The sequence below is a fragment of the Leptospira barantonii genome (genome assembly GCF_002811925.1).
In the GTDB taxonomy this organism is placed as follows: Bacteria; Spirochaetota; Leptospiria; order Leptospirales; family Leptospiraceae; genus Leptospira; species Leptospira barantonii.
This window is the reverse complement of sequence record NZ_NPDS01000004.1, coordinates 218172-230763: the sequence shown is the minus strand read 5'-3', so window position 1 is coordinate 230763 and position 12592 is coordinate 218172. Positions and strand designations below refer to the sequence as shown.

The 12592-nt window shown below is 43.7% G+C and carries 12 protein-coding genes; 5 read left to right on the top strand and 7 right to left on the bottom strand.

Features of this window, described 5'->3' with window-relative positions:
- Window positions 1-2 precede the first annotated feature (2 nt).
- From CH367_RS11230 to CH367_RS11220, 3 genes are all read left to right on the top strand, one after another.
- Window positions 3-854 (top strand): HDOD domain-containing protein, encoded by an 852-nt coding sequence (locus CH367_RS11230; RefSeq protein ID WP_100762592.1) that lies wholly within the window; start codon window positions 3-5, stop codon window positions 852-854.
- Window positions 851-1390, top strand: coding sequence for a shikimate kinase (locus tag CH367_RS11225; protein WP_100762591.1), 540 nt, complete (start codon window positions 851-853; stop codon window positions 1388-1390). Before CH367_RS11230 ends, CH367_RS11225 begins: the two co-directional genes overlap by 4 nt.
- 114 nt (window positions 1391-1504) lie before the next feature.
- The gene (locus tag CH367_RS11220; RefSeq protein WP_100762590.1) at window positions 1505-2401 is read left to right on the top strand and encodes a tyrosine-type recombinase/integrase; all 897 of its coding nucleotides are present in this window, start codon (window positions 1505-1507) and stop codon (window positions 2399-2401) included.
- 9 nt (window positions 2402-2410) lie between these two features.
- Here the strand turns inward: CH367_RS11220 and CH367_RS11215 are convergent, their stop codons facing one another.
- The 5 genes from CH367_RS11215 to CH367_RS11195 all read right to left on the bottom strand — a co-directional run bounded on the left by CH367_RS11215 (window position 2411) and on the right by CH367_RS11195 (window position 8600).
- A complete protein-coding gene (locus CH367_RS11215; RefSeq protein ID WP_244284557.1) occupies window positions 2411-3865 on the bottom strand; it encodes an MFS transporter in 1455 nt (484 codons plus the stop codon).
- Between the two features lie 30 nt (window positions 3866-3895).
- Window positions 3896-4702 (bottom strand): SDR family NAD(P)-dependent oxidoreductase, encoded by an 807-nt coding sequence (locus tag CH367_RS11210; protein WP_100762588.1) that lies wholly within the window; start codon window positions 4700-4702, stop codon window positions 3896-3898.
- A gap of 16 nt (window positions 4703-4718) precedes the next feature.
- Entirely contained in the window at window positions 4719-5822 is a 1104-nt protein-coding gene (locus tag CH367_RS11205) for an MBL fold metallo-hydrolase (RefSeq protein ID WP_100762587.1), read from the bottom strand.
- An 81-nt stretch (window positions 5823-5903) separates the two neighbouring features.
- Window positions 5904-6272, bottom strand: a complete 369-nt coding sequence (locus CH367_RS11200; protein WP_100762586.1) for a hypothetical protein — start codon at window positions 6270-6272, stop codon at window positions 5904-5906.
- 153 nt (window positions 6273-6425) lie between these two features.
- On the bottom strand, window positions 6426-8600 hold the full coding sequence (locus CH367_RS11195; protein WP_100762585.1) for a 7TM diverse intracellular signaling domain-containing protein: 2175 nt from the start codon (window positions 8598-8600) through the stop codon (window positions 6426-6428).
- A gap of 179 nt (window positions 8601-8779) precedes the next feature.
- On the opposite strand from CH367_RS11195, the gene CH367_RS11190 reads away from it, so the two are divergent.
- Window positions 8780-9259, top strand: a complete 480-nt coding sequence (locus CH367_RS11190) for a peroxiredoxin (RefSeq protein WP_100762584.1) — start codon at window positions 8780-8782, stop codon at window positions 9257-9259.
- The gene (locus tag CH367_RS11185; RefSeq protein WP_100762583.1) at window positions 9260-10981 is read left to right on the top strand and encodes a M61 family metallopeptidase; all 1722 of its coding nucleotides are present in this window, start codon (window positions 9260-9262) and stop codon (window positions 10979-10981) included.
- Between the two features lie 82 nt (window positions 10982-11063).
- Here CH367_RS11185 and CH367_RS11180 read toward each other — a convergent pair whose 3' ends face one another.
- Both CH367_RS11180 and CH367_RS11175 read right to left on the bottom strand, forming a co-directional pair.
- On the bottom strand, window positions 11064-11603 hold the full coding sequence (locus tag CH367_RS11180) for a DUF1564 domain-containing protein (protein ID WP_100762582.1): 540 nt from the start codon (window positions 11601-11603) through the stop codon (window positions 11064-11066).
- Window positions 11604-11769: 166 nt separating this feature from the next.
- Window positions 11770-12525, bottom strand: coding sequence for an SDR family NAD(P)-dependent oxidoreductase (locus CH367_RS11175; protein ID WP_100762581.1), 756 nt, complete (start codon window positions 12523-12525; stop codon window positions 11770-11772).
- Between the last annotated feature and the right edge of the window lie 67 nt (window positions 12526-12592).

The following is a 12592-nucleotide window of genomic DNA, read 5'->3' as shown; positions in this document are numbered from 1 at the left end:
AGATGAAAGAAAAAATAGACCAACTCTTTTTAAACGACGCTCAACTTCCAAGAATTTCATCCGTAGTTACGAAAGTGATGCAGATGGTTCAAAAACAAGACGTGGCGATTCCGGATCTTGCAAAGGAAATTTCGAACGATCCCGGACTTACAACCGAAGTGATCAAACTTTCCAACTCCGCTTATTACCGCGCGGCAAAACCGATCAAAACCGTACAAGAATCCTTGATGACCTTGGGAATCAAAACGGTAAAAGACATCATTCTTTTGACGGCGGCGAGAGGGATCTTAAAAAAAGATCTCAAAGGTTATCAAGTGGACGGCGAGGACAATTGGATTCATTCTTTGACGGTTGCAGAACTTTCCAAAAGAATCTGCGAACAAAAAAAACTCAAAGTAGGATCTGATCTCGCATTCACAGGTGGACTCCTGCACAATATCGGCAAGGTCATTCTCGCGGATTTTTTTCCGGCTGTGATCGTCAATCTTAGGGAAGAATTGAAAGCACATTCCTCTTCTTTCGAGGATCTGGAGCGAAAACATTTCGGTTATTCTCACGAGGAAGCCGGAGCCAAACTATTAGAAAAATGGAATTTTCCAAAAGAATTGGTTCACGTTGCGCAGAATTACAGTCGCCCCGAAGATGAAACCGAGTTTCCGGAATTGGTTTCCGTGATTCATATCTCTCATTCCATTTCCGTTGCGGCCGGAGTGGGAATCGACATCGCCGGTTTGTCGACTCCGATTTCCAATAAAGCTTTGCAGATTTTAGGAATTGCCGATTCTGACTTGCAGATGTATTACACGGTTCTTCCGGAAATACAGAAACATATCCGTGAGTTAATCCAGGCTTGAAAAAAAATTTCGCTTTGATCGGCCCAAGAGGGGTCGGAAAATCCAAGGTTTCTCGCAAACTTTCCAAATTAACGGGCATGCCCGTGGTTTCCACGGACATGATCGCCGTATACGAGATGGGTGGAATTTCAATTCCCGAATTCATCCAGAGAAAGGACGGGGATTGGAGAGCGTTCCGCGATTTAGAATTTAGAATTTTAGAAAAACTAAAATCTTCCCAAGGAATCATTCTCGATTGTGGTGGTGGAATCTTGTTTGATTTGGATTCCAAAGGAAAAGAGATTCTCAGTTCCCGAAAAATCGAACTTTTGAAATCGATCGCAATTGTTTTCGGTTTATCCCGTCCCACCGAGGCTTTGGTGGAAAAAATCCAAAATGACCCTACTCGCCCCCCGCTCAGCGCCGTAACTTCCTACAAAAATATCCTCGAAAGTCGCCTTCCTTCCTACCAAAATGTGTCCGATTTTTATCTAGAAATAGATGATTTGAAGGTCGAAGAGATTTGTTCCAGAATTCTGCAGAAAATTGAATATTGAATTGACACATTTTAGCGATATTTGGTTCCCTTTTTTCAAAGCTTTTAGAAAAAGAATACAAAACCGTATAAAGGCAACTAACGAGCCTCAAAACGGTATTAACAGGGAAGAACGATGTCAGAATTGGAAGTTCCAAAAAAGAACAAAAACTCGATTGAAAGACTCACGAAGATTATCCGCCAGAGAAACTATAAAAAAGCCACGGCTTATACTTACCTAAAATATAATATAGATTTTCTGCATTTTGCGGATAAACCCGCGGAAAAGATCACCTTAAAGGATCTGAACCGCTACATGGATCACTTAAGGAAGAGAAAAGTGTCCTCTTCCACCATTCAAATCAACGTAAGCTCCTTGAAGATGTTCTTCGAAGACGTGATGAAGATGGATTTGTTCCGTGACTTTCAAAGACCGGTCCGCGAATACAACAATCCGAACGCGATCACTTATAAAGAAATGCAGAATATTCTAAAAACTGCATCTATCAACGCGAAACACGAGCTGATGTGCGGCCTTGTATATTTCGGAGGTCTTCGTGTCGGAGAATTGATTTCGCTCAGATGGGCGCATCTCGATTCCAAAAGAAAATCGATTCAGATCAAGTCATCCGCTCTCGCACAATCCAGAACGGTGGAAATTCCGGTAGAACTCGGAGTTCTGATTAAAAAGTATGAAAGAGCGGCTTTGTCCTCGGCGAACTCGTATCTTTTTCCGGGAAAGAGCATGGGATCTCACACCACTTCGAGAAACGTGGAAAGAATCATTTCCGAAATCGGAAGAAGTTCCGGAATCCCGAGCCCGGTGACCGTTTTTACTCTGAGACACAGCAGAGCTTTACATTTGATCGCGGACGGCTCTTCGTTGAATCACGTGAAGGATTTTCTCGGTCACAAAACTCTTGCAAGCACGGAGTCTTACATTCCGGTTAAGAAGAATCTCAGAGCTTCGGTTCGCGAAAAATCAAGACAAGACGCTTTGAAAAACATCCGTAAAAAGTTCAGAACCGGTTAAAAATATATATTAGAAATCTTGAGTGAGTTCCTTCCGCGTCGACTTGATTCTTATCTCTCTTCTTTTTAAAAGAAGAGTTTGAATTCTTTGATGTCTTTCCTTGGTAAGAGGCATTCCTAAAAAAACAAAAGCGCCCAATAGAAAAAAACTGCCCACAACGGGACCGAAAAGAATCGAAAGACGAAAACCGAGTTCCGGGATCTGATCGGCGGATCCTTCCTGATAACCGATACCGCTCAAAAGAATTCCTCCGAAGCCGAGACCGAGCGCTCTCGCAACCTTGGTTGCCATTTTCCAAAGTCCGAAGAACCACCCTTCTCTCTTGTGTCCGGTGATCAGTTCGTCGTAGTCCACGATGTCCGCGACTAAGGAATCAAAGAGCAGGATCGCTCCCGCGAAAAAACCTCCGAACACTGCGACGAACAAGATCGGAACGATTCCTCTTTCCGGAAATAGAGGATAAACGATTACGGTCATCAACCCTAAAAGGAAAACTCCCCAAAACGCGGGCCATTTTTTTCCGAACTTTCCCGCCAAATAAACCCAAAGAAGAATGGAAAGAATCAAACAAAGCACGAACGGAACAAGAATCATCAGGCCGATTTCGGCTTCGGTTAAACGAATTCTATATTTATAATATAAGTTTACGATCGATGAATTGAATGTTCTTCCGAAAGTGGCGATGATAAACGCGCCGATCAAGGGTAGAAAATAACGATTTTTGAATACACTTTTTAAGTCGGAGAATCCGATTCGTTTGTTTTTGCGAGGATCGGTTTTTGTTTCCGGGCTTTTTTTGAAATCGGCGGCCGTGGCGGTTTGATCTCGTCCTTCGGTTGCGAGAAAGGCGATCGCGCAGGTTACGATCAAAATTCCCGCGATCGCGATCGAAGTGTAATTTCTCGTGATCAAAAGCCGTGATACTTCGTCTTGTGTGGGAAACAGAGCCGAAAAAACGGAAGGTAAAATCAAAACGAGAATAAACCCCACGTTGCTAAAAAAGAATCTCCATCCGAAAATACGGGTTCGTTCGCTCGGAACGAATGCCATCTCTCCACCGAGCGCGATATGCGGAACCGCGAGCACCGTCATGGACGTGTTTACGAGAAGATATACGAGCAAAAGAAAGAAAAATTTCTGGGTCTGCGTCTCCAAAGAAGGGGGAGAAAACATTAAGAAAACGGAAAGTCCTAAAAGAATTCCTCCGCTTAGGATATAAGGTCTTCTTTTACCGAAGTTCGTTCTCGTATGATCGGAGATATAACCCATAAGCGGGTCCGAGATCGCGTCCCATAAGACCGCGACCGCAAGTGCGATTCCGGCTAACGAGGCCTTGAGTCCCACCGCCGTTACGAAAAATTCCAAAAGATAAATCTGCGCTAAAACTTCTACCGCGGTGATTCCGATTTCGGCCACCGCGTATCCGGCCATAACTCGTGTGGGGACAGACTGAGAAGTCCGCATCGTAAACTTGGGAAGAATTCTTCCTAAGACTTAACCTTTCGAATAAACGGCTTGTTTTTTCAGACCTTTCTTTCGAAGCATTGGCCCGAGGCTTCCGGTCATAGCGGGAAATAAATTTCCGATCTTTGCGAGAATTCCTCTGCTTCCCGGAATCAAAACCTCGAGAGGTTTTTTCGTAAGAACCTTCCCAAGAACGATTTTGGAAACCTCTTCCACGGTAAGAACCTTATCTCCGGAAAAAGTCATGGAAGCTTGTTCGTAATCTTTTTGAAGATCGAGCATCGGAGTTTTGATCGCATCCGGACAAACCACGGATATGTAAACGTTCTTCTCTTTGAGTTCTTGAGCGATTGCAAGGGAGAATCCTCTGACCGCAAACTTGGAAGTGGAATATAAGGAGATCCCCGAAATCGGAGCGACTCCCGCCAACGAAGCGATGTTTACGATATGACCCGCGCCTCCCGCAACCATTCTTGTTGCGGCTTCTCTCGTTCCATACATCACACCTTTAGCGTTGATGTCCATGTGACGATCGATTTGATTCGCGGGGACCTCGTAGATATAACCGGGTAAAAGATAGCCGGCAACGTTTAGGAGCGCGTCGACTCTTCCCCATTTTTTATACGCGAGATCCATAACTTTTTTCCAATCGGAAGGAGAAGTTACGTCGAGTTTGGAAACAAGAACCCGATCCTTTTCGTTTTTCCAAGGAGCTGAGAATTTTTTAAGTTCCTTCTCGTTGATGTCCGTAATCAAAATCGAATGACCCGCCGCAAAGGCGTCTTCGGCCAATTTTTTTCCAAGACCGCCTGCACATCCAGTGATGAATAAAATCATATTCTTTTTTCCTTATTTAGGTTACGGGAGAACCGAAAGACAATCTTCCGAAGCTGAAAGTCGGAGCCGTTCCCGGAAAAAGCCAATAACTCGTCATTTCCGAAGAAGGCGTAACGTTGTAAAAGTCCGGATTGCGCGAGGAAATTCCCGCCATTTCCTTTTCCTGAACCATGGAAATGTATTGTTCCAATCCGATCTCGAGAGTGTTTCCGTTTAGGATCACTTCCATTCCGGTCGCTTTTGCGTATTTCTTAACGCCCGGGATGCGCGATTTTAAAGGAGAATAACTGTCCGCGCTCACTCCATTCTCACTCGAAACGAAAATCCCTTCGGGTGTATGAGCCACAAGAGAATGATTGCCCGCGGTATGTCCCGGCGTGCGGATGAGCGCAACCCCTTGTCCAAGTTCGACGTCGCCGTCGAGAACAATGATACGATTGCTCGCAACACCTCCGGTTCCGTTCGGACAATACCAATCCGATTGTGGAGGAAGAAGTCCTTGTACGGAATCCCATTCCTGTCTCATCACCAAAAGTTTTGCGTTTGGGAAATATCCTTTTTCACCGTTGGCGCCCAACCACTTGCGAATGTCCTGTGTATGAAGATGATCGTATGAAATGTAATCCACTTTCTCGGGAGAAATTCCCGCGTCTTGCAGACATTCTTCCACGGTGTTTAAGATCGGTGCGATGATCTTTTTACCGATGGATTGAAGCGGTCCGAAACTTTCGGAGAGTCTTTTGAAAAAAGGAGTTTCCGCGTTTCCGTCGAGATCCGAAGGGGAAAACAAAAGTGTTTTGATTCCTTCGGAGGTTCTATACTGAACGATAAAAAGCCGGTTCAGTATGTGCATGTATGGAGTCGGAAGGCTGTATGCGTTTAAGAGCGCATAACGTGTAGGATACGGAACTCGTACCAGATCGTACGACCTGTAAAAGACCACCTGGGAACCGGATAACATCTTCTCCCGAAATTTGCGAGCACGACGACGAACGTCTTCCAGACGGTCCACGGGATGTGGTAGATCCCTCGAACCTAAAAAATCGTGAATCGGTTTCAGCGAAGAATCCTTTTTTGTTTTGGAAGTGGAAGCGGTTTTAGTTGCGGAAGCTTTTGCCATCTCTTTTGGTTCCCTCGGATATGTGTTCGTATCCTACTGTTTTATTTTTTGAAAGTCAATTCAATCGTTCCAACGAAACGATCAGAAAGGTTTGTAGAGAACGATGTACGAAACTACAACACCTAAAAGAGGAAAGCCGAACCAGAAGACCTTTCCCAGGCTCGGTTTTTTGTAAACCGCCGTTAAAAGCCCGCCGTATGCGAGCCAGATTGCAAATTTTGCGATTACCCAACCCGGCCAAGGCCAAAGGATTCCAAGTCTCGCGAGCATTCCGAATCCGCCTAACAGGATTAAGAAGAGACCGATCCCGTGTGTGATCGCCACGATTTTTCGATTGGAGAATTCTCGGCCGCCTCCGTTGAGAACGTGAAGAGTCACACCGCCGAGCGCGGTGAAAAGAAGAAGGATTCCGAAAATATGGACCATTTTATATACTGTGTAAGAAATCATAAACCAGCGTTTCCTTTTTGAAAGTCGTTGTTTTCAATTTTAAATCGAGAGCCGCCGCGCTTGCGCGGCGGTCGCAGAGTCGGAGATCCGCTCGCGGCAATCCAATCTTTCGGGGAGAATGGACTTTGGCAACGATTGTTTGGAAAGAATAGTTTACTTTTCGAGAAGATGTTGAACTCCGATCCAGTTTCCGGTCGGAGGAGAAGCGATGTATTCCTGACAACGTTTCCGATACAAAATCGAAACGATGTCTTCCGGAAAAACCTTGAGCGCTTGTTCAAAATTGATGAGAGCTTCTTGAAAATCCGCGACTTTGTAAAGAATGATTCCTCTCGTAATCAAAGGAAGAGTTGTGTCCTTGAGTTTGCGGATATGAGGCGCGTCCGCTTCGTATACTTCATAGATGATGATCGGATCGGTTTTCCCTTTGACCACAACGGAATCGATTTCGCGGATCGCAAGACCGTCCGCGATCGTCATCGAAGAAAGAGTATTCTTCGTAATGAGAATATCGGCTCGGTAAAGGTTCGTTAAACTTTCCAAACGAGAAGCCACGTTAACCGTATCACCGATCACGGTCGTATCGAGTCTGGAACGACTTCCCACGGTTCCGAGCATCAGATTTCCCGTGTTGATCCCGATTCCAATTTTTAAACCTCTAAAGTGAGAATCTTTTGCTTCCGCGTTGATCGCCTGCACTTTCTTTTTCATCTCGATCGCCGCAAGAATCGCCTTGTCCGCCGAAGTTTTACCGTGAAGGTTCGGGTTCATCGCTTCACCTTCTCCGGAGAAAAGAGCGAGAATTCCGTCTCCCATAAACTTATCCACAAAACCTTCGTGTCTTTGAATCACGGGTTCCATACTCGCAAGATAGTCGTTGATAAAACGAAAGTTTTCTTCCGGCGTCATCTGTTCCGAAATCGTAGTAAACGAACGAATATCCGTAAACAAAACGCTCATTTCTTTGAGAACGGAATCTCCCAGATTCACTTCCACAGCGGAATCTTTTCCGAGAACGTTTAAGAATTGAACCGGAACAAAACGGAAGAACGCATTCTTCTGTCTTGCGAGTTCGAGTTTTTGTTGACTGAGTTCGATGTTTAAGTCTTCGGATTGACGATACAAAGAGATAAAACGGTTCGCGAGAATGGTGGTTAACGCGACTACGAACAAGAAATACGCAAACTGAGTAAAACGAATTCCCGATTGAAAGAAAACGGAATCGATCACGTCGTAAACCGCGATAAACACAACCGTGAACATGCTCGTCGCCAAAAGAATCGCGTCCTTCTTTCTTAGATAAACCGCCTTGCTCATAAAATACAAAAGATACAAAAGCGTGGGAAGAATGGAAATCTGCCAAAGTCGAAGGCTTGTCATCGTATAACGAAACGGTTCGACAAGAGTTACCGCCGCGATGATCAGGTTTAAGACGAGAATTCCGAAAAGAACTTTTGAGAACTTGGCTCTTCCGTAAAAATAATCCTGCATAAACAGAAGAAACAAGGGAGATAAAAGCGAAACGGTGGCGTATTCGATTCTTGTAATCCAGGTCGTATCGTGAATCACGTCGAACGCGATGTTCGATCTGGAAAGGGAATAAAGCGCCATAAAAACGCTGAAAATTCCGAAGTAAAGATTGTATCGATCCTCTCTTCGTTTTGCGTAAATCAAAAGATGATAAAGACCGAAGAATACGTAAATCGTATTCAAGCAAAGGTTGACTAACGTGGAAATTTCGCCGGAAAGTTTTTGTTCGGTTGTGATGGAATAATCCCCGTCGATATAAAAACCAAGATCCACGTTTTTAGAAAGCGCCGAAGCCGGAACGTCTCCGATCAAACGAAAGGTCAGAAGATTCTCACCCGGTTTTAAAAGACTTGAATCGACCGGAAGACGAAAACTACGGATCGTCCTTCGCAAAAGCATATCTTTTCCCGAAGAATCCAGATGAACTTCCCGATCGAGAGAATGTCCGTTCAGAAAAATCTCCCAGTTTTCGCCGATGGATTCTAGATATAAAAAGATGGGTTTGTAGATTTTGGTTTTGGAAAGATCCTCTCGGATTTGAAACCGTGTTTGAAGCGTGTATTCTTTCAAACCGACTCCGACGGGGGTTTCGAAAATTTCATTTAAGACGATCGGAAAGTTCGAGATTTTTTTTACGTTCGAAAGGGAAGAATCGATTCCGTTCGGATATTCTTTTTTGAAATCGTCGACCGCGATCCAAGTTCCTTTTCTTAAATCTATGGGTTTCCAAGATTCTTCGTTTTCAGAAAAAATCAAAGTTGGAATGAATGCGCAAAGGAAGAATAGGATCGTTTTCAAAGTCAGTGTTTTCCGTTTGAGGAGAATGTCGTTCTCAGAAGAGAAGTATATGGATTAGAAGTTTAGATTGTCTAATTTTCAACATTTTTATTCGAATCCGCTCCAAATCTTTTATTTCGTATCGAAAAGCGGTTGCATCACAGTCGAATTCTATATTTTTACTTACGGAGGAAATTTGAATGTCAGATTCGATGTTAGGAACAAATCTTCCCGCACTCAGTTTGGAAAGTACGGAAGGAAAGAGTGTAAAACTTCCGGAAGATATCGCGGGTTCTTGGACCCTTCTTTATTTTTATCCGAAAGACGATACCCCGGGTTGTACAAAACAAGCCTGCAGTTATCGGGATAATATTGGAGAATTCAAAAAAATCGGAGCCAAGGTCTACGGCGTGAGTTTGGACGACTTGGGTTCTCATGGAAATTTTATCGAAAAGTATTCCCTGAACTTTCCTCTTTTATCGGATCCCGATCATAAACTCAGCGAAGCGTTGGGAGTGTACGGAGATCAGGAATGGAGAGGAAAAGTTTATAAAGGACTTTCTCGGGATTCTTTTTTGATTTCTCCGGATGGAAAGGTTCAAAAGGTTTGGAGAAAAGTTGACCCTACTACAACCGTGGAAGAAACTCTCCAAGAGATTTCAAAAGTCAGCGGTAAATGATTGTCTAAACTTAAATTTTTAGTTCAGGAATACCAACTTACGGGACACTATCTTCAAGTAGAATTGGAGGTAGAGTCCGTCAAAAAAGAAACCGTTCTTTCTCTTCCCGTTTGGTCGCCGGGTTCCTATATGGTTCGGGATTATTCCAGACATGTTCATAAGATCGAGGCCTTTGCTTTAGGGAAGAATGGAAAGAGTTTGGAAGTTGTTCCAATCGGTCTCGATTCTTGGAGCGTTCAATCCGAGGGAGAATCCTTTCGCATACGTTATGTGGTATACGGTTACGATTATTCGGTTCGTTCCAATTACTTTACGACGGAATTCTGTCTTTTACATCCGCCGGCTTTGTTTTTATATCCCCGAGACGAGGAAGTTTCGGAAATTACATTAGAAATATCGAATACTCTCCCCTTTGAATTTTGTCATACCGGTTTGCACGGTAAGGGCAAAAAAAGATCTTCGATCAATTTGGATGAATTTTTGGATGCACCGATTCTTTTATCGAACCGCACGTCGATTCCGTTTCGTTCCGGAGAATGCGACCACGAAATCGTTCTCGAGGGAGAATTGTCCAAGTCCGTTCAAAAAACTTTGATCGCGGATCTTCAAAAAATTACTGGTGAACAGATCCGCGCGTTCGGCGGATCGCCGAACGCGCGTTACTTGTTTGTTCTGATTTTGTCGGAAGGAGCTTACGGAGGATTGGAACATCTCAATTCTTCCGTAAACATGTATGATCCGTTGAAGGCTCTTTCCAAAGACGGTTATTTAAAACTTTTGGAGCTTTTGTCTCACGAATACTTTCATCTTTGGAACGTAAAAAGAATTCGTCCCATCGCACTCGGACCTTTCGATTATCAAAAGCCGAGTCTTACGAAAGAATTGTGGATCGCGGAAGGAATCACTTCGTTTTACGACGCTTATTTTTTACTGAGAACCAAACATCTGGGCGCGGAATCCTATCTTGCAAAGGTAATGGAAGATCTGCAAAGTTTGGAAAAGTCGGAAGGAGAATCCTGGATGAGCTTAGAGGATTCTTCCTTTACCGCTTGGACAAAATTTTACAATCGCCCGAACGATCCGAACGCGAGCAACACGGGAGTTTCGTATTACGTAAAGGGCGGGATTTTGGCTCTTGCTATGGATCTTTATCTTTTATCTGAAACTTCCGGAAAATTTTCTTTGTTGGATGTGATGAACGAAGTTTATCAGATTTTTTTTGTCGGGAAAAAACGGGGTTTTACGAAAATCGAATTCTTTGAAGCGGCGAAAAAGAAAACAGGCGTCGATCTCAAGTTGGAGTTCGGGGATTATTTGGATAAACCGGTCGCGATTCCGATCGAAAGATATTTCCACAAAATCGGTGTTAAACGATCTGATTCCGCTCCGAGCATTGAACTTGGGTTTAGTACGAGAGAGGAAAGAGGAAATCTGATTCTCAGCAAGGTGGATTGGAAAGTTTTGGATCCTTCCGTGGATTTGAGTCAAGGCGACGAATGGATTGCGTTGAATGGAACCAGAATTCATTCAGGAAATCGTAAGGATCTTTTGAAACAATTTAAAGCCGGTGATAGGGTGGATCTTTTGATTGCGCGCAGAGGTAAGATTCTGAAACGAAAGTTGAAACTTTCCAAACGGTTTCAATCGAGTCAGTTTAAGTTCGAGGAACATCCGTCGGATGATCAGGTTCGTTTGCGGAATTTATTCTTCGGTCTTGGTTGAATTTGAAAATTGGATCCAACCGGCTTTGTTGTTTGCGATTTTGTTTTTGAATGTAGGAATTTTGTCGTGTTCTCACTTCTTTTCAGGACGGATACCAATCTCTGTAGTCCAATGTGAGAAAAATTCCGTTCGGTTCGCATTGTAGCCGTCTTGTGATGCTGTTGTTGATTAAATCGAGGTCGAGAATATATTTGTACTTTCGGTGGAACGTAGGAACTCCCGCATTCATAACATCCACGATAGAATTCGCGACTTCTAACTCCTCCAACGACAAAAGAAAATTAAAAAGATAACAACGAGACACCCCATGCACTTGCGCAAGAGTTCCTAAAAAAGTCCAACTACCGGTGCTAAGCCGAACATTGATTCTTTTCATCGTTTCTTTTCCGAAACTAGGTTGATACAAAGTGGTTCTCGCGTTCCTCCCTAATCTTGGAAGAGCTGTGAGATACTTACCATAACGACGCAACAAATAAGGAATTTTCTTGGGAAGTTTCCGCGCAACCTCCGGACTATAACGAATCCAAGTCGTTTCAGGAATCAGAAGAGTTGCAGTAATCGTAATTCTTTGCTGAAGCGGAGATTCAATTTCTTGATCAGAATCTAAAATCAGATAACCCATACAGGATACGGTTCTTAAACAAGATCAAACGTATCGATTTTCAAAATAAAAACGTGTTCAAAAAACCGAAAAAGGTATTTTCTTTTTCCGACAACTGACCACAAAGAAGGTCGTTCCACAATGTTTGCTAAAAAAAAATTAGAATTTTAAAAGACGCAAATCGCAATCAAATCGCGGTGATTCCACCGTCGACAGTCCAATTGGCTCCGTTGATATAGGAAGATTCTTCTTTTAACAAAAACGAAACGACTCGTGCGATCTCCGAAGGCGACGCAATCTTACGGGAGGGAGTCATCGCAAGAATCTTATTTCGATGATCGGAAACCTGATCCTCCTGAATGCCCATCGAAGTTTCCATATAACCCGGGCTGACCGCGTTAGACGTAATCCCAAAGCCACCCCATTCATCGGCGAGAGAGCGAACAAAACCGATCAACGCGTGTTTCGAGGAAGAATATGCGACCGAATTCGCGGCTCCGATCAAAGATAAGGAAGACGCGATGAACACCATTCTCCCTAATTGCAATTTTTGGAATATAAGCAAGAGCATTTTGGAAATTCGAAACGCCGATCGAATATTGATCGAAAAAATTCGATCCCATTCTTCCAAGTCAACTTCGGTAATCGAGTGATACGGACCTCCGTAACCAGCACAATGAATGAAACCGTAAGGAACCCAACCTTCGGCGGCACCCAAATTCTCCCATTTCAATAAGGAAGAAGAAAGATCCTCATCGTTCGTCAAATCCGTTTGGAGAAAGAATTCTCCGGAAAGAATTTTTTTCGGAGCCTGAACGTCGAGATTCACGACGGAGTAACCTTCTGCCACAAGAGATTCCACGATGGCACGACCGAGTCCCCCGCTTCCTCCCGTGAGAATCACATTCTTCTTTCCGATCGTTTCCTGATTTTTCGAAGACACTCTATAACCTCTTTGTAACCTTCCGTTCCGTATTTCTGGATGACAGAGGGACACACAAGAATTCTTT

Bases quoted from the DNA above. Each gene is read 5' to 3' on its own strand.
- CH367_RS11230 (WP_100762592.1), top strand. From the start codon at position 3: ATGAAAGAAAAAATAGACCAACTCTTTTTAAACGACGCTCAACTTCCA.
- CH367_RS11220 (WP_100762590.1), top strand. From the start codon at position 1,505: ATGTCAGAATTGGAAGTTCCAAAAAAGAACAAAAACTCGATTGAAAGA.
- CH367_RS11215 (WP_244284557.1), bottom strand. From the start codon at position 3,865: ATGCGGACTTCTCAGTCTGTCCCCACACGAGTTATGGCCGGATACGCG.
- CH367_RS11210 (WP_100762588.1), bottom strand. From the start codon at position 4,702: ATGATTTTATTCATCACTGGATGTGCAGGCGGTCTTGGAAAAAAATTG.
- CH367_RS11205 (WP_100762587.1), bottom strand. From the start codon at position 5,822: ATGGCAAAAGCTTCCGCAACTAAAACCGCTTCCACTTCCAAAACAAAA.
- CH367_RS11200 (WP_100762586.1), bottom strand. From the start codon at position 6,272: ATGATTTCTTACACAGTATATAAAATGGTCCATATTTTCGGAATCCTT.
- CH367_RS11190 (WP_100762584.1), top strand. From the start codon at position 8,780: ATGTCAGATTCGATGTTAGGAACAAATCTTCCCGCACTCAGTTTGGAA.
- CH367_RS11180 (WP_100762582.1), bottom strand. From the start codon at position 11,603: ATGGGTTATCTGATTTTAGATTCTGATCAAGAAATTGAATCTCCGCTT.